This is a genomic window from Rhizobium sophorae (assembly GCF_013087515.1).
GTDB classification, from domain to species: Bacteria; Pseudomonadota; Alphaproteobacteria; order Rhizobiales; family Rhizobiaceae; genus Rhizobium; species Rhizobium sophorae.
This window is the reverse complement of record NZ_JABFCN010000016.1, coordinates 73,726-89,780: the sequence shown is the minus strand read 5'-3', so window position 1 is coordinate 89,780 and position 16,055 is coordinate 73,726. Positions and strand designations below refer to the sequence as shown.

The window sequence follows — 16,055 nt, the reverse complement described above, 5'->3', positions numbered from 1 at the left end:
AGTTTTTTATGCGAAAACAAAGGGCTGGCGCCAGCCCTATGAAATCCTTGCCATGCTTATTTCGGGAAATCGAGACCCATCTCGCGGAACCGCTCGGGATCATCACCCCAATTCTCGCGAACCTTGACGAACAGGAAGAGATGGACCGGCTGTTCGAGGATCTCCGACAATTCCTTACGGGAAGCAGTCGAGATCGCCTTGATGGTTTCACCGCCCTTGCCGAGCGCGATCTTCTTTTGGCTGTCGCGCTCGAGATAGATCACCTGCTCGATTCGCACCGAGCCGTCCTTGCGCTCTTCCCACTTCTCCGTTTCGACATGCGATGCATAGGGAAGCTCCTGGTGCAGGCGCAGAAACAGCTTTTCACGGGTAATCTCGGCGGCGAGCTGGCGCATCGGCAGATCGGAGATCTGGTCTTCCGGATAGTACCACGGCCCCTCCGGGAGCGTTTTCGCCAGATAGTCCATGAGGTCGTCGCAACCGGAGCCGTTTTCGGCGGAGATCATGAAGGTGCGGTCGAAGGCGATCTTCTCGTTGGCGCTCGCGGCCAGCGCCAGCAGATCCTCACGGTTGACGCGGTCGATCTTGTTGAGCAGCAGGATCTTCGGCTGCCGGACTTCCTTGAGACCTTCGAGGATGGCTTCGGCATCGCCGCGCAGGCCGCGCTCGCTGTCGATCAGCAGCACGATCAGATCGGCATCCCTCGCACCGCCCCAGGCCGAGGTCACCATGGCGCGGTCAAGCCGGCGGCGCGGCTTGAAGATACCCGGCGTATCCATGAAGACGATCTGGGCATTGTCGTGGATCGCGATGCCGCGGACGATAGCCCGCGTCGTCTGCACCTTATGGCTGACGATCGAGACCTTGGCGCCGACGAGGCGGTTCACCAGCGTCGACTTGCCGGCATTGGTCGGCCCGATCAGCGCGACAAAGCCAGAATGCGTCGGACCATTGGTTTCTGCGGCAGCTTCGGCCGCGATCTCTTCTTCTTGTGTCATTGTCCCGTCAGTTTCCGGCAGACGATTGCTGCCAAATGCCTTCGCGCTCAAGCATCTTCGTTGCCGCCACCTGTTCGGCGGCACGCTTCGACCGCTCTACGCCGGTTTCAGGCTTAATGCCAGCAACTTCCACCGTCACCTTGAAGCGCGGATCATGATCCGGTCCGCTGCGTTCATCAACCCGGTAGATCGGCGTGACGCCGAATTTCGCATGCGACCATTCCTGCAGCTCGGTCTTGGCGTCGCGCTTGGCGCCATCGGCCCGCACGGCCCTGCCTTGCCAGTAACGCAGAATGAACCGGCGGGCGACTTCGAGGCCGCCGTCGAGATAAATCGCGGCGATCAGGCTTTCGACGACATCAGCGCGCACATTCATCATGCGCTTGCCGGTCAGTTTCTTCACATCGGCGCCGGTGCGGATATAGAGGTGAAGATTGAGTTCGTCGGCGACCGCAGCACAGGTTTCGGCGCTGACGAGCTGGTTGAGGCGAACCGAAAGTTCTCCTTCAGCCGCCGCGCCGAAGGTGCGGAACAGAAGCTCGGCGATGCAGAGCCCGAGAACCCTGTCGCCGAGGAACTCCAGCCGTTCGTAATTTCCGCCCTTTTCGGTGCGGGCGCTGGCATGGGTCAGCGCGCGATCCAGGCGTTCCTTTTCAGCAAAGTCATGACCGATCAGGCTTTCAAGCTTTGCGCGGTCCGTCGCAGAAAGCGTCTGCGCCTTACTCATTCAACAACCTTGAAGAGGCGGTCCCAACGCATGTTTGTCGGCCACTTCCAGATCTCGCGGAAGGAGGTGTCGTTGCCGAGCGAGAAGAAGATGACGCTGGCACGGCCGACAAGATTTTCGGCGGGCACGAAGCCGACGTCAAAGCGGCTGTCGAGCGAGTTGTCGCGATTGTCGCCCATCATGAAATAATGGCCTTCCGGCACTATGAATTCGCGGGTGTTATCGCCACGCGACACCGGAGACTGATCGAGCGTGTCGTAGGACTTGCCGTCGTCGAGCGTTTCGCGGAATACCGGCACGTCCTCGCCCGGGTCGAGCTTGTAATCCGAAGTGAACGCACCGTCCGCCACCTTCGGAACCGGCTTGCCGTTGACGTAGAGCACGCCGTCGGTAACCTGGATGCGGTCACCCGGCAGGCCGATGCAGCGCTTGATATAATCGATGTCGGGGTTCGGCGGGAAACGGAAGACGACGATGTCGCCACGCTTCGGATCGGCGCCGAACAGGCGGCCGCTGAAGACATCCGGCGAGAAGGGCAGCGAATATTTCGAATAGCCGTAAGCGAACTTGTTGACGAAGATGTAGTCGCCGACCAGCAGGGTCGGCATCATCGAACCGGACGGAATGGTAAAGGGCTGGAACAGCACCGTTCGGATCACCATCGCCAAAATCAGCGCCTGGATGATGACTTTGATATTTTCCCAGAGGGCATTCGGCTTGGCTTCGACTTTTTCGGACACGCAGTCTTATTCCTTCAAGACGCCGCGGCGGCGCAATTCTTTCTGTCGTTCTCTCTAGAGCATGATGCCGAAAAGTGTGAGCGGTTTTCGGACGACATCATGCTCTAAATCTTAATCTAGAACAGGATTCAGATTTTAGGCCGGGTCGGCCTGAAATCATCCTGTTCTATCGGCTTCGGCCGGTTGCGGCAATGGCGACAACATCAAAAGCGACGAGAGGTCGCGATCAACAGCTCCTGATGTCGCGCGATCAGAGGCTCAAGGGCAACGCCTCGATAATGACGAAGGCCTGCGCCAAGGGATAATCATCCGTTATTGTCAAATGAATGGCGGGCCTGTGGCCCGCAGGCAGCAGCGATTCGAGGATCAGGGCGGCGCTGCCTGATAAAAGCATGGTCGGCTTGCCGCTCGGCAGGTTGACGACGCCCATGTCCTTCCAGAAGACGCCCTGCGCTATGCCGGTGCCGAGCGCCTTGGAACAGGCCTCCTTGGCGGCGAAACGCTTGGCATAGGATGCGGCACGGTTTGCGCGCTTGTCGGAACGCGCGCGCTCGATCTCGGTGAAGCAGCGATGGGTGAAGCGCTCGCCGAAACGATCGATGGATTTCTCGACACGGCGAATGTCGATCAGATCGCTGCCAATGCCGATGATCATGCCGGAACCTTCCGTCGCTTAAGAATTCTTGATCGGGTTCATATGCTCGGCATGTCCCCGGCCGGAACGGCACGCAGGCGGGCCCGCTCCATCAGCCGTATATGGCGGCGCGTCTGAAAACCTCTGACGGTGTAGAACGTCAGCGCGTAGAGCGCAACGGAGGTGACGACCGCCGGCGGAATGGCGCCGACCAGCATCGGCTCCAGCACCGGCTTCCACAGCTCAGCGAAGTTCAGCTTGTGAAAAAGGGCGGCGAGATCCACCGACTGACCGGCCAGATGATCCTCGCGGCTCAACAGCAGATGGCCGATCTCCCAGGTGATGCCCCAGATGAAGGGATAGGTCAGCGGATTGCCGAAAGCCGCGCAGCCGAGGGCGGCGGCCACCATGCTGCCGGAAAGGAAATAGGTGATGACGAACGCCATGACGAAATGCACGCCGATGAAAGGCGTCCACGAAACGAAGACACCTGCAGCGACGCCGGCGGCAACCGCATGCGGCGAAGCGCTCAGGCGCAGGACGCGCATTGTCAGGTAACGGATCGGGCGAAGGAAACCTTTGCGAGGCCACAAAAGCTCCCGCATCTTTTCCTTGAATCCCGCAGGCTTGCGACGGCGAAACAACATGGCCGGTATTTAGTGCAGCGCACACCACCATGACAAGAGCGGCAAATGATACCGCCGAAAAACAGCTCCTCAGTCCTCTGTGCGACGAGGAGCGTCGTCATGCCGAGGGGCGTCCGTTATGCATAACGTCCCTCACTTACCTCAAGTATAAAGTCCAGTATCAGCGATTGCGGAACAGACCGCGGTCGACCTGGCGCTGACGAAACTCGAGATCGATACGATCGAGCGAGCCATTCAAATATGCCATTTCACGTTCCTGCGTGGTCGGAGCGCGAAAGGCGCGAGCGAATTTCTTGATAGGGTCAAACATTACCTTGTCTCATCTTCTGTTTATGTTTCGATGACCAGAAGATAGGCCTTGCAAAGGTCAATTACCACCGCCGCAACATGGATACAGCCATGCGCTCAACGCATCGCTCGCCCTTTTAATGCGCCGGTTCGATCCTAAAACGATCATAAAATGTGCAATCTCTCGCTCGAATTCCTGAGCGGCTTAACAAAAGCTTACTCGTAGAGGCGTCGGATCGTAGCGATGCAATCCAGTTCCTTCATCTGGGCGAGCAGCTGGTTGAGCTGACGCAGGTCCCAAACCTCGACCTCGAGCATCATTTCGGTGAAATCGGCCGCGACCCGCACCGTGTTCAGCAAGCGAATATTGACGTCGAGGCCTGCGACCGTCTGGGCGACCTTGGCGAGCGTGCCGGGTTCATTCAACCCATTCACCATGATACGCGCCATGAAACGCGACTTGTTGGCTTCGTCGAGATCCCAGCGCACGTCGATCCAACGATCGGGCTGATCGTCGAAGCGCTGCAGGCTCGGCGACTGGATCGGATAGATGGTGATGCCGTTGCCCTGGTCCATGATGCCGACGATACGATCGCCGGGCACGGCGCCGGTCGGCGCGAACTTGACGTCGACATTGCCGGACAGGCCGCGGATCGGGCCGATATCGGCCTCAGTGTCGATTTCCGAATGGCCTCCCTCGTGCCCTGCCTTGGTCTTGCCCGGGATCTTGAAGATCATGCCGGCGGCGCTGCGGACGTTGAACCAACCGTCATCGCCGGAAGGCTTCACGGTGACCCGCTCGTCCTGATGATCGGGATAGACGGCGCGCAGCACGTCGAGCGAGGACATCTCGCCGCGGCCGACGGCGGCGATCGCATCCTCGACATCCTTCTGGCCGAGACGGTGCAGCGCCGGCTTCATCGCTTCGCGCGAGAAGATCTTGCCGGCCCTGTTGAAGGTGCGCTCGAGAATGCGGTGGCCGAGACCGGCATATTGCTTGCGGATCGCCATGCGGGTGGCGCGGCGGATGGCGGCGCGCGCCTTGCCGGTCACGACGATCTCCTCCCAGGCGGCGGGCGGAACCTGCACGCCGGAGCGGATGATCTCGACCTCGTCGCCATTTGCAAGCCGCGTCACCAGCGGCATGATGCGGCCGTTGATCTTGGCGCCCACCGTGGTGTCGCCGATATTGGTGTGCACCGCATAGGCGAAATCGATCGGGGTGGCGCCGCGCGGCAGGGCGATCAGCTTGCCCTTCGGCGTGAAGCAGAAGACCTGGTCCTGGAAGAGCTCGAGCTTGGTGTGTTCGAGGAATTCTTCCGGGCTGTCGCCCTCGGCGAGCGCCTCGATCGTATGACGCAGCCAGGAATAGGCATTGGATTCGCGAGAAAGGATGTCGCCATCGGCATTGGTGGCGCCGTCCTTATAGAGCGTGTGGGCGGCGATGCCGAATTCGGCGATTTCGTGCATGCGCTTGGTGCGGATCTGCAGTTCGATGCGCTGGCTGGAGGGGCCGACGATGGTGGTGTGCAGCGAACGGTAATCGTTCTGCTTCGGCGTCGAGATATAGTCCTTGAAGCGACCGGGCACGACGCGCCAGCGCGTGTGGACGATGCCGAGCGCCCTGTAACAGGAGGGGATGTCCTCGACGATCAGGCGGAAGCCGTAGACATCGGAAAGCTGCTCGAAGGAAAGCGACTTCGACTGCATCTTGCGGAAGACCGAATAGGGCTTCTTCTGCCGGCCCTTGACGTAGGCGCTCGTCAGGCCGCTTGCGACCAAAAGATCGCGCAGTTCGGCCTCGATCTTCTTGACGATGCCCTCATTGCGCTTCGAAAGCTCTTCCAGCCTTTTGGTGACGGTCTCGTAGGCTTCCGGGTTCATATGCCGGAAGGAGAGTTCCTCTAGTTCCTCGCGCATGTCCTGCATGCCCATGCGGCCGGCGAGCGGCGCATAGATTTCCATCGTCTCCTCGGAAATGCGGGCACGCTTGTCGGCCGACATGTGATCGAGGGTGCGCATATTGTGCAGGCGATCGGCAAGCTTGACGAGCAGCACGCGCACATCGTCGGAAATGGCCAACAGCAGCTTGCGCAGGTTTTCCGCCTGCTTGGCCTTCTTGGTGACGAGGTCGAGCTTCTTGATCTTGGTCAGACCCTCGACCAGGCGGCCGATATCCTCGCCGAACAGTTCGTCGATCTCGGCGCGTGTCGCCGTGGTATCCTCGATCGTATCGTGCAGAAGGGCAACCGCGATCGTCGATTCATCGAGGTGCATGTCGGTGAGAATGGCGGCAACCTCGAGCGGATGGGAAATATAGGGATCGCCGCTCGCGCGCTTTTGCTGGCCATGCTTCTGCATGGCGTAGACATAGGCTTTGTTCAGCAGTGCTTCATTGGCATCGGGCTTGTATTGCTGAACCCGCTCCACGAGCTCGTACTGCCGCATCATTCCAAAGCCACTCCGATAAAAATAAAAGCGCGCCAATCAACGATTGGCGCACACATGGGCAATAATATGCCTAAGCAATAAAGGTGCAAGATTGACGATTGGTAATCGTCGCTCTTTTGCATCGCATGCAGGTTTTTCCGGATCGCATCTGACCGATGCGACAGGGGATCCGGCCAGCGCGCTTAGTAGTCGTCGCTCTTTTCCGGCGGCACGAGGCCTTCGATGCCGGCAAGCAGCTCTTCTTCCGACATCTGGTCGAAAGTGATCGTCTCCGGCACGTCGTCCTGCTCTTCGCTGTCGGCTGCGGCGACACTGCCGGCGGCGATCATGCTTGCCGGATCGGGCTCGGGCTCGTCGACTTCGACATGCTTCTGCAGCGAATGGATCAGATCTTCCTTGAGGTCATCGGGCGAAAGCGTCTCATCGGCAATTTCGCGGAGCGCCACCACAGGATTCTTGTCATTGTCGCGATCGATGGTGATCGAGGCACCCTGGGAAATCAGCCGGGCGCGGTGGCTGGCGAGCAGAACCAGCTCGAAGCGGTTCTCCACCTTGTCGATGCAATCTTCAACTGTGACACGGGCCATTGCCTGTCCTTTACGGTCGTCATTTCGGGATTAACACGCCCGATACAATTAAAACCGGGCAAATACAAGTTTTTCATTCCGGCTCCCCTCGTCTTTATCCGCGGCTGAGCTAGATTTCCATGGAGAATGTCATAATTCCACCGAAGGTTGCTTGGAATATGTCGAATCGTGCCCTAAATCTTTCATATATGAATAATTCATAAAGTAAGGATCAGATCGAAATCGAAACACAAGTTATTGTTTTTATTGAAGTTTGACCCATGCGGATTTCGATTGCTCTCATTGGATTGGTAAGCGATGTTTGACCCACGCGAAAAAATTGCACTCTTCATTGACGGCGCCAACCTCTACGCTGCATCCAAGAGCCTCGGCTTTGACATTGATTACCGCAAGCTGTTGAAAGCATTCCAGAAACGCGGATATCTGCTGCGCGCATATTATTATACCGCTCTGATCGAGGATCAGGAATATTCGTCGATCCGGCCGCTGATCGACTGGCTCGACTACAACGGCTACAAAGTCGTCACTAAGCCCGCCAAGGAATTCACAGATTCCATGGGCCGCCGAAAGATCAAAGGCAACATGGACATCGAGCTTGCCATCGACGCCATGGAACAGTCCGAAACGGTCGATCATCTCGTCATCTTCTCGGGCGACGGCGATTTCACGAACCTGGTCGAGGCGTTGCAGCGCAGGGGCCGCAAGGTCTCGGTAATCTCGACCATGGCGACCCAGCCGCCGATGATCGCCGACGACCTGCGCCGGCAGGCCGATCATTTCATCGATCTTTTGTCTCTGAAGGCTGAAATCGGTCGTGACCCCTCCGAGCGCGCGCCGCGCCCGGCCGAAGTCGCCCCGGCCAGCGATTTCGAGGACTGATCTCTCCATCATCCCGAACGTAGCGGCCACGAGGCTGCACTTTGAATTATACAGGGGCGCGGCGGCGAACCCCTCGCGCGGCCATGCCTTTACATGGAGGATACGCGACAGCGGCCGATTGCAATGTGATCGGCCCCAGCGTGGTCAACCATGAGCCTTCAGCAGGCGGCTCTTCTGCCGGTTCCAATCGCGCTCCTTCTCGGATTCACGCTTGTCGTGCAATTTCTTACCCTTGGCGAGCGCCAGTTCCATCTTTGCCCGACCGCGATCGTTGAAATAGATCTTCAGCGGGATCAGCGTCATGCCTTCGCGGTTGATGGCAGAGCGCAGGCGATGGATTTCACGGCCCGACAACAGCAGCTTGCGGCGCCGGCGCGGTTCGTGATTGAAGCGGTTGGCCTGCAAATATTCCGGCAGGTAGGAATTGATCAGCCAGATCTCGCCGCCCTCATCCGAGGCGTAGGATTCGGCGATGTTGGCCTTGCCTTCACGCAGCGACTTGACCTCCGTGCCCATCAGCACGATGCCGGCCTCGTAAGTATCGATGATCTCGTAGTTGAAGCGGGCCTTGCGGTTTTCGGCCACGACCTTGTTCACCACGCGTTGGCTGCCTTTGGGGGCCATGACGACATTCCAATTTCTTTTTGGGGCGCGAAAAGCCGCGCCCTCATTTCTTGCCCTTTATGTAAGGGAGAGACCCCGTCTTGTGAAGAAGGCCTGTCTCGTCAGTTCAGCAGGCCTGCATGGCGCATGGCGGCGTCGATCGCCGATTCCGTTGCCGGCTCCAGCGTCGAAAGCAGCGGCGAACGAACGTTGCGGCTCATCCGGCCAAGTCTGGAGAGACCGTATTTGGCGCCGCAAAGACCCGGCTCAAGGAAGATTGCCTTGTGCAGCGGCATCAGCCGATCCTGATATTCCAGGGCGCGGGCATAGTCGCCTGCCAGCGTTGCCGCCTGGAAGTCGGCGCAAAGGCGCGGGGCGACATTGGCCGTTACCGAAATACAGCCGACGCCGCCATGGGCGTTGAAGCCGAGCGCCGTCGCATCCTCGCCGGACAATTGCCTGAAATTGGCGCCGCAGCTGATGCGCTGTTCGGAGACGCGCTCGATCTTGCCCGTCGCATCCTTGACGCCGACGATATTCCTATGCGCCTTGGCGAGCGCACCCATCGTTTCCGGTGTCATGTCGACGACCGAGCGGCCGGGAATGTTATAGATATAGATCGGCAGATCGACGGCCTCGGCGATCGCCGAAAAATGCGCGATCAAGCCCTTCTGCGTCGGCTTGTTGTAATAGGGGGTGACGACCAGCACGGCGTTCGCACCGACCTTTTCGGCGTGCTGGGCAAGCTCGATCGCCTCACGCGTATTGTTCGAACCGGCGCCGGCCATGACGGGAACGCGTTTTGCGGCAACTTCGATGCAGAGTTCCACCACCCGCTTATGCTCGGCATGTGACAGCGTCGGGGATTCGCCGGTCGTGCCGACTGGAACGAGACCGCCGCTGCCTTCCTTGATCTGCCAGTCGACATGAGTGGCGAAGCTGTCTTCGTCGATCAGTCCGGCATCCGTGAAGGGGGTGACGAGGGCGGGAATGGACCCATTGAACATGCAAAGCTCCTCACGACCAAATCCTTGCTTCGGCCGCATTCCATGAATATGAGTTGCGCACCATAAAGCGCCGAAATCATCGCGACAAGCGCGCAGAGTTCGGTTTGGGGCAAATTCCGATAGCAGATGTGAATGAATTTTACCTGGTACGGTAAGGTTTCGTTAAGATGCCTCTAGCCAAATGGCAGGGCGTGTTTTCGTTGCGAGATCCCGGATGAAGAAAGCTGTCTTGATTCTGTCCGCCTTCGGCTTCATTGCCGCCGCGTGGAGCAGTGTTGCGTCGCCGCTTCCCGGCGAGAGCACTGCCACGCCTGCCGCCAAGCCGCTCGGCTTCATTCCTGAGACAGCCATACCGGAATCGATCACGACAGGCGCCATTCCGCGCAATCCGGCCATCGCGCCCGTCAACGGCGACCTGAAAGCCGGCCTCGACGCGCTTTCCGATAAGGACCCGCAGCTGGCACTTTCGATCCGCAACGGCATGCGCGACGGGACGCTCGACCGTCATATCCTCACCTGGGCGATCGCCGTTTCCGGATTGAAGGGTGTTCCTTCTTATGAAATCGCCAGCGCCGCGCAAGAGCTCAAGGGCTGGCCGGGTCTTTCGCGGCTGCGCGCCTATTCCGAACGTGCGATCTATGACGAAAATCCCGCCCCTCCCGCCGTCCTCGCCGCGTTCGGCGATACCGCGCCTGAGACGATGCAGGGCGCCGTCATTCTCGGCCGGGCGCTGGTAGCGTCAGGCAAGCAGCCGCAGGCGGCAAAATATATCCGCAAGGTCTGGCGCGGAGAGGCTCTCGACAAGGCGACCGAGGACAAGATCCTCATCGAATTTTCCGCGCTGTTGACGCCTGCCGACCATAAGGCACGGATGGACTATCTGATGTATCGCGGCCGGGTGGCGCAGGCCAAGCGTTTCGGAGACATGGGCCAGGCGCAGTCGCTCTACACGGCCTGGGCTGCCGTCGACGCCAAAGCCGGTAATGCCGGCGCGCTGCTCAACGCCGTCGATGCGAAATGGCGCGGCGATGCCGGTCTACTGTTTGCGCGGATCGAATATCTGCGCAAGCAGGACAAATATGCCGAGGCGGCAGCACTTCTGGAGCAGATGCCGCCCGAGCGTAGCGAACTCATCAATTCCGGCGAATGGTGGAACGAGCAGCGCATCATCAGCCGTGGTCTCGTCGACCAGGGACAGTTCAAGCCTGCCTATCGCATCGTCGCAAACTACGCCGCAACGAGCCCGACAGATATCGTCGAGGCTGAATTCCATGCCGGATGGTACGCGCTTCGCGGCCTGCAGGACCCGGCAACGGCGGAAAGACATTTCCGCAAGATCCTCCAGACATCAAACGGACCGATCTCGGTTTCACGCGCCTGGTATTGGCTGGGACGGGCAGCGGAAGCTGGAGGCCCCGGCAAATCCAGCGAATTCTATTCGAAGGCCGCGAATTTTCCCGGCACCTTCTATGGACAGCTCGCGGCCGAAAGGCTGGGGCGAAAGACGCTTAATGTCACCTATCCCGCACCGAGCACCGCCGACCGGCAGCGCTTCCAGGCACGCGAAGCCGTGCAGGCGATCGCCCGGCTGGAGGCCGCCGGCCATGGATGGCGGGCCTCCATTCTTTATCTCGCTCTCGCCGATCAGCTGCAAAGCCCCGGTGAATTGGCTGTTCTTGCGGCACGGGCCGAGCAATCCGGCGATCATCATCTCTCGCTGCAGATCGGCAAGATCGCCTATGGACGCGGCATCGATGTCGCAGCGCTTGCCTTTCCGGTCGGTGTAATCCCGGCGAACGCCAATATAACAGGCTCCGGCAAGGCGCTTGCCTATGCCATCGCGCGGCAGGAAAGCGCCTTCAACCCGGCCGCGGTATCGGCGGCGAACGCGCGCGGCCTGCTGCAGCTTCTGCCGGGGACAGCCCAGGCGGTGGCCAAGCGCCACAACATCGCCTTTTCCAAGGACAAGCTGACGGCCGATGCCGGCTATAACGCGACACTCGGCGCCCATTATCTCGGCGAGCAGATCGATGCCTTCGGCGGTTCCTATATCCTCACCTTCATTGCCTATAATGCCGGACCGAAGCGAGTGCCGGAATGGATCGGCCGCTACGGCGATCCCCGCGGCAGGCCGATCGACGAGATCGTCGACTGGATCGAGCGCATCCCCTTCCCCGAAACGCGCAACTATGTGCAGCGGGTGATGGAGAATTACGAGGTTTATAAAGCCCGTCTCGGCCAGCCCACCGATATCGAGCGCGATCTGATCGGCGGACGCAGCGCCTCGTGAAGCCATTTGGCGCCGCTTGAAAAGCAAGCTACATCTTCGGGATCAAACAGGTCTTGAGGGATGCGATGCCGGATACGGATGCAGGCGGTTTCCAGGAACGATTTTACACTTCCTCTGATGGGTTGAGGCTTTATGCCCGCGACTACCAACCCGACCAGGCGGCAACCACCGGACGGCTGCCGGTGATCTGCCTGCCCGGCCTGACCCGCAATACACGGGATTTTCATCCGCTTGCGCTGCTTCTCTCCCGGGACACAACAATGCCTCGCAGGGTGATTGCGCTTGATTCGCGCGGACGGGGAAACTCAGCATGGGATGAGAACAAGGCGAACTACAATCTCGCCGTCGAGGCCGGCGACGTTATTGGCGCCTGCGCGGCGTTCGGCATCGAGCGGGCAATTTTCATCGGCACGTCACGCGGCGGGCTGATCCTGCATCTGATCGCAGCGACACGGCCGGATCTTCTCGAAGCCGTCATCCTCAACGATATCGGACCCGTGCTCGAGGCTGAGGGGCTAATGCTGATCCGCGACTACCTCAATGGCGGCAGGAAGCCGGCGGACTGGAACGAGGCGGCCGATATATTGAAGGAAAATCATGGCGCGTCGTTTGCCGTGCTTGCAGAACAAGACTGGCGCGAGATGGCGCTTGCCCTTTATCGCGATATTAATGGAAGGCCGGTCGCCGACTTCGACCCGGCGATCGTAGAGGCACTGAAATCGATCGATTTCAGCCAGCCGTTGCCTGATCTCTGGGAGCAATTCGAAAGCCTGAGCCGGTTGCCGCTCATGCTGATCCGCGGTGAAAATACGTCGCTGCTGTCACAGGAAACCGCCGGCGAAATGGCACGGCGGCATCCGCGGCTGATCCTTCATGCTGCCGAAGGACAAGGACACGCCCCGCTCCTGCATCTCGGCGATATCCCTACGACAATTCGAGCTTTTCTCGACACCTGCCGATAACCTCACGAAATTGGTCAGCTGGCACAATCGGCCATTCGTCCAAATACAAAAAGCCCGGCTCGAGAGCCGGGCTTTCCTGATTGACCGAAGTCAGATCAGATTAGAACGAGCGCTGCAGGCGGAAATAGCCCGAAGTGCTGTCGTCGTCATCTTCCGGATCGAGGTACTGAACCGAAGCCTTGGCGTAGAAGTTGTCGACGATCTGGTAGTCGACCGTCAGACCGGCCTTCCAAGCATCGCCATCAGCAAAGTCGTCGCCGTCAATGCCGTAGTTGCTGTAGTACTGAACACCAGGGGTGATCTTGAGCTTGTCGGTTGCCTTGATGGCGTATTCAGCAGCGACAGCCCACTCAGCTGCGGTGTAGTAGGAGCTCGGGCCGGTAGCGTATACGGCAGCGAGGCCGAGCGTACCGGGACCGATGTCAACCGTACCCATTGCACGGACAGCGCCTTCTTCGTTGTCGACGTCGTAGCCAGCAGTGATCTGGTAGCTGAACGCACCAGCCTTGCCGCCGAGACCGACTGCAACACCAACGTTGTTGGGTTCTTCGCCAGCCTTGTAGAAGCCGTCTTCGAGTTCATCGACGCTGATGCCAGCGTAGAAGGCGTCGGTTTCGTACTGATAACGGATGGAGTTATGCAGCGTGACCGGCGAGCCGATGTCGTCGGTTTCGCCAGAGAGGCCATCGTCCCACCAGCTGTAGAACAGACCGGCGCGGAAGCCGGCGATGTCGAGGTAAGCGGAGTCGAGGATGGCTTCCTGCTCAGAGGAGTTGTCAGCATTGAACTGCATGACGATGACGCCGGTCAGCGGACCATACTCGGTATCGCTCTTGGCCGTGAACTGAACCTGGCCGCGAGTTCTTGCATCCCAATCGGAGTCGTTGTCTTCCGAAAGGTTGAGCGGCTGATCGCCAATATCAACCTGGAAACGGATGTAGCCTTCGATCTTGAGGCAGGTTTCGGTGCCCGGGATGTAGAAGTAGCCGGTGCCGTAAGCGTCGCAGACGCGAACATATTCAACCGGTTCCGGCTCGGCAGCAACGATAGCGTCGGCAGCCTGAGCACCGGAAACTACTGCGAGAGCAGCAGCGGAGCCGAGAAGAAGGCTCTTGATGTTCATAAATGACCTCCAATTCAAAGTTTCGATCGGGTTTGGGATCTTTCGCTGAGCAGCGTTCCCTGCCCCATCCCCGTGTTTCAAGAAGTGGACGATCAGTCGCCCTTGCTTCCGACATTGAAAATACAAGACGGAAGCCGTCACGCAATCACCAACTTACTCGGATGGGTGATTTGAGGGAGCCTTCCCGACATTCTGTTGCTGAAAGGACACAAGTCGGGCAACCGGCCTCGATTTCCTTTATGCTTTGTTAAGAAAACCCTGATTTTGCGGAGGCTTAGGGGAGACCAGCAAAGAATTGGACATGCGCTTTGCGACACATTCGTGACGCTTTTTCGTCAAAATGCGCTCTTGCAGGGGATTTCATGATTGCCGGAAGCGTAACCCGACGTGCACCGATCCGCTTTCGCCCCCTGCTGGTGGCTTCAGCGCGGGAGGTGATTCCCGCAGGCGATTCTCTCGCTTGAGGCAGAGCGATCGCTTCGTCGCCCGGCCTAGCCGACTAAACGAACATGATTCCCTGCCAGATACTAACGATCGACGGACGCGTGCTCAGGTAAATCGGGATGGCGGAGAAGATGGGATTCGAACCCACGATACGCTTTTGACGTATACTCCCTTAGCAGGGGAGCGCCTTCGACCACTCGGCCACCTCTCCGGTGCGGCCTAACTATGGTGACCGGTCTGTGAATGCAAGGGTTTTTTGAGTTTTCACCAGAAGAAATGCAGCGAGACAGCATTTCGGCTAGTTGCGAAAACAGACCTCACTCCTGCCAAGATCCGCCGAATTTGATCGCGCTTCGTTCTCTTCGACAAGGAAGGCGAGCTTTTGCCGCCCGGCGTCCGGTAGGATGGCGCGCTGGGGACGGCGTTCCCTTGCCACGATCGGTCCTGATCTCAGCCGAGCAGGCTCTTGAGGTCAGCAGAAGGGTTGGCGAGAATCGATTTGTCGGGATTGGTCCCGGATTCCAGCAGTTTTTTGCCGGTCACATAGGCCTTGGCGTCGTTGATCGCATCGACGGCGATCAGCCGGCCTTCCCTGAAGTACCAGACCGAATGGGCGCCTTCGCGGGCGCCGGGACGCAGCAGCGTCTCGTCATAACCGAGATTGAAGCCGGCGATCTGCAGCTTGACATCATACTGGTCGGACCAGAACCACGGCTTCGGGTCATAAGGCTCGCTGCCGCCGGCGATGACGGCTGCCGCCGCTTCGGCCTGGTCGACGGCGTTCTGCACCGATTCGAGCCTGATGCGGCCGCCCTGCCAGGGAAGTGCGGCGCAATCGCCAGCCGCAAAGATCGCCGGATCGGAGGTGCGGGCGAATTCGTCGACGACAATGCCGTTGGTGACTTCGAGACCGGCTTCCTTGGCAAGCTGATCGTTCGGCGCGACGCCGATGCCGACGACGGCGAAATCGATGTCGATGACCGATCCGTCGGAAAGCGCGGCGCCGGTAACACGGCCATCCTTGCCAACCAGATGCTTGAGCCCGGTCTTTTCGCGGATCACCACGTCATGGCTTTCATGGATCCCGCGCATGATGTCGGCGGTTTCCTTCGCCGCGACGCGCTGGAGGATACGGTCGGCCATCTCGATGACGGTGACCTCAAGGCCGCGGTGCCGGGCAACGGCTGCCGCCTCAAGGCCGATGTAACCGCCGCCGATGATGAGGACGCGGCGACCGGGGCGCATTTCTTCGGCGAGCAGGTCGGCATCGCGCTTGTCGCGGGCGACATAGACGCCGTCGAGATCGCCGCCGATCGCGGCCGGCAGCCGGCGCGGCGTCGAGCCGGTGGCCAGCGCCAGCGTGCCGTAATCGAGAACGGAGCCGTCCTGCAGCAGAACCTGCTTGCTGTCCGGTTTGATCTGCTCGGCCCAGGTCGAAAGGCGAAGATCGACGTCATTGTCGGCATACCAGTGCTCGGCGCGGAACAGCAGGCGGTCGAAGGTCATTTCGCCAAGCAGGTATTTCTTCGACAGCGGCGGCCGCTGATAGGGGGCGACATCCTCCGCACCGATCAAGGTGATCGGGCGCGTATCCTTCAACGCACGCAGCTTGGCCGCCAATGCGAAACCGGCCTGTCCCGCGCCGATGATCACCAGTCTATCCGTCACGATCTCA

General features: G+C 59.5%; 15 protein-coding genes and 1 tRNA gene. 3 read left to right on the top strand and 13 right to left on the bottom strand.

Features of this window, described 5'->3' with window-relative positions:
• Positions 1 to 56: 56 nt before the first annotated feature.
• The 8 genes from era to rpoZ all read right to left on the bottom strand — a co-directional run bounded on the left by era (position 57) and on the right by rpoZ (position 7,072).
• Entirely contained in the window at positions 57 to 998 is a 942-nt protein-coding gene (gene era, locus G9X64_RS09885; RefSeq protein WP_168309754.1) for a GTPase Era, read from the bottom strand.
• A 7-nt stretch (positions 999 to 1,005) separates the two neighbouring features.
• Positions 1,006 to 1,725 carry a ribonuclease III gene (gene rnc / locus G9X64_RS09880; protein WP_168309753.1) on the bottom strand — a complete coding sequence of 240 codons (720 nt, stop codon included), beginning with the start codon at positions 1,723 to 1,725 and terminating at the stop codon, positions 1,006 to 1,008.
• A complete protein-coding gene (gene lepB / locus G9X64_RS09875) occupies positions 1,722 to 2,465 on the bottom strand; it encodes a signal peptidase I (protein WP_017959761.1) in 744 nt (247 codons plus the stop codon). The genes rnc and lepB overlap by 4 nt, the downstream gene beginning before the upstream one ends.
• Before the next feature lie 250 nt (positions 2,466 to 2,715).
• Entirely contained in the window at positions 2,716 to 3,120 is a 405-nt protein-coding gene (gene acpS / locus G9X64_RS09870; protein WP_168309752.1) for a holo-ACP synthase, read from the bottom strand.
• A 38-nt stretch (positions 3,121 to 3,158) separates the two neighbouring features.
• Entirely contained in the window at positions 3,159 to 3,746 is a 588-nt protein-coding gene (locus G9X64_RS09865; RefSeq protein WP_168309751.1) for a DUF2062 domain-containing protein, read from the bottom strand.
• A gap of 160 nt (positions 3,747 to 3,906) precedes the next feature.
• On the bottom strand, positions 3,907 to 4,056 hold the full coding sequence (locus G9X64_RS09860; protein WP_003558084.1) for a DUF3563 family protein: 150 nt from the start codon (positions 4,054 to 4,056) through the stop codon (positions 3,907 to 3,909).
• A gap of 194 nt (positions 4,057 to 4,250) precedes the next feature.
• The gene (locus G9X64_RS09855; RefSeq protein WP_168309750.1) at positions 4,251 to 6,485 is read right to left on the bottom strand and encodes a RelA/SpoT family protein; all 2,235 of its coding nucleotides are present in this window, start codon (positions 6,483 to 6,485) and stop codon (positions 4,251 to 4,253) included.
• A gap of 182 nt (positions 6,486 to 6,667) precedes the next feature.
• Entirely contained in the window at positions 6,668 to 7,072 is a 405-nt protein-coding gene (gene rpoZ / locus G9X64_RS09850) for a DNA-directed RNA polymerase subunit omega (protein WP_168309749.1), read from the bottom strand.
• 297 nt (positions 7,073 to 7,369) lie between these two features.
• Between rpoZ and G9X64_RS09845 the strand changes: the two genes are divergently transcribed.
• The gene (locus G9X64_RS09845; protein ID WP_003546927.1) at positions 7,370 to 7,951 is read left to right on the top strand and encodes a LabA-like NYN domain-containing protein; all 582 of its coding nucleotides are present in this window, start codon (positions 7,370 to 7,372) and stop codon (positions 7,949 to 7,951) included.
• A 144-nt stretch (positions 7,952 to 8,095) separates the two neighbouring features.
• Here G9X64_RS09845 and smpB read toward each other — a convergent pair whose 3' ends face one another.
• Together smpB and dapA are read right to left on the bottom strand one after the other, a co-directional pair.
• Positions 8,096 to 8,575, bottom strand: a complete 480-nt coding sequence (gene smpB, locus G9X64_RS09840) for an SsrA-binding protein SmpB (protein ID WP_003546925.1) — start codon at positions 8,573 to 8,575, stop codon at positions 8,096 to 8,098.
• A 101-nt stretch (positions 8,576 to 8,676) separates the two neighbouring features.
• Positions 8,677 to 9,561, bottom strand: coding sequence for a 4-hydroxy-tetrahydrodipicolinate synthase (gene dapA / locus G9X64_RS09835; RefSeq protein ID WP_168309748.1), 885 nt, complete (start codon positions 9,559 to 9,561; stop codon positions 8,677 to 8,679).
• A gap of 214 nt (positions 9,562 to 9,775) precedes the next feature.
• Between dapA and G9X64_RS09830 the strand changes: the two genes are divergently transcribed.
• Together G9X64_RS09830 and G9X64_RS09825 are read left to right on the top strand one after the other, a co-directional pair.
• The gene (locus G9X64_RS09830; RefSeq protein ID WP_168309747.1) at positions 9,776 to 11,851 is read left to right on the top strand and encodes a lytic transglycosylase domain-containing protein; all 2,076 of its coding nucleotides are present in this window, start codon (positions 9,776 to 9,778) and stop codon (positions 11,849 to 11,851) included.
• Between the two features lie 65 nt (positions 11,852 to 11,916).
• Entirely contained in the window at positions 11,917 to 12,813 is an 897-nt protein-coding gene (locus tag G9X64_RS09825) for an alpha/beta fold hydrolase (protein ID WP_171376503.1), read from the top strand.
• Positions 12,814 to 12,913: 100 nt separating this feature from the next.
• On the opposite strand, the gene G9X64_RS09820 is transcribed toward G9X64_RS09825, so the two are convergent.
• The 3 genes from G9X64_RS09820 to G9X64_RS09810 all read right to left on the bottom strand — a co-directional run bounded on the left by G9X64_RS09820 (position 12,914) and on the right by G9X64_RS09810 (position 16,048).
• Positions 12,914 to 13,936: a porin gene (locus G9X64_RS09820; RefSeq protein WP_168309745.1), complete on the bottom strand. Its 1,023-nt coding sequence runs from the start codon at positions 13,934 to 13,936 to the stop codon at positions 12,914 to 12,916.
• 564 nt (positions 13,937 to 14,500) lie between these two features.
• Positions 14,501 to 14,591, bottom strand: a tRNA-Ser gene (locus G9X64_RS09815).
• 239 nt (positions 14,592 to 14,830) lie between these two features.
• Positions 14,831 to 16,048: an NAD(P)/FAD-dependent oxidoreductase gene (locus G9X64_RS09810; protein ID WP_168309744.1), complete on the bottom strand. Its 1,218-nt coding sequence runs from the start codon at positions 16,046 to 16,048 to the stop codon at positions 14,831 to 14,833.
• Positions 16,049 to 16,055: the final 7 nt, after the last annotated feature.

Bases quoted from the DNA above. Each gene is read 5' to 3' on its own strand.
- era (WP_168309754.1), bottom strand. From the start codon at position 998: ATGACACAAGAAGAAGAGATCGCGGCCGAAGCTGCCGCAGAAACCAAT.
- rnc (WP_168309753.1), bottom strand. From the start codon at position 1,725: ATGAGTAAGGCGCAGACGCTTTCTGCGACGGACCGCGCAAAGCTTGAA.
- acpS (WP_168309752.1), bottom strand. From the start codon at position 3,120: ATGATCATCGGCATTGGCAGCGATCTGATCGACATTCGCCGTGTCGAG.
- G9X64_RS09865 (WP_168309751.1), bottom strand. From the start codon at position 3,746: ATGTTGTTTCGCCGTCGCAAGCCTGCGGGATTCAAGGAAAAGATGCGG.
- G9X64_RS09860 (WP_003558084.1), bottom strand. From the start codon at position 4,056: ATGTTTGACCCTATCAAGAAATTCGCTCGCGCCTTTCGCGCTCCGACC.
- G9X64_RS09855 (WP_168309750.1), bottom strand. From the start codon at position 6,485: ATGATGCGGCAGTACGAGCTCGTGGAGCGGGTTCAGCAATACAAGCCC.
- rpoZ (WP_168309749.1), bottom strand. From the start codon at position 7,072: ATGGCCCGTGTCACAGTTGAAGATTGCATCGACAAGGTGGAGAACCGC.
- G9X64_RS09845 (WP_003546927.1), top strand. From the start codon at position 7,370: ATGTTTGACCCACGCGAAAAAATTGCACTCTTCATTGACGGCGCCAAC.
- smpB (WP_003546925.1), bottom strand. From the start codon at position 8,575: ATGGCCCCCAAAGGCAGCCAACGCGTGGTGAACAAGGTCGTGGCCGAA.
- dapA (WP_168309748.1), bottom strand. From the start codon at position 9,561: ATGTTCAATGGGTCCATTCCCGCCCTCGTCACCCCCTTCACGGATGCC.
- G9X64_RS09830 (WP_168309747.1), top strand. From the start codon at position 9,776: ATGAAGAAAGCTGTCTTGATTCTGTCCGCCTTCGGCTTCATTGCCGCC.
- G9X64_RS09825 (WP_171376503.1), top strand. From the start codon at position 11,917: ATGCCGGATACGGATGCAGGCGGTTTCCAGGAACGATTTTACACTTCC.
- G9X64_RS09820 (WP_168309745.1), bottom strand. From the start codon at position 13,936: ATGAACATCAAGAGCCTTCTTCTCGGCTCCGCTGCTGCTCTCGCAGTA.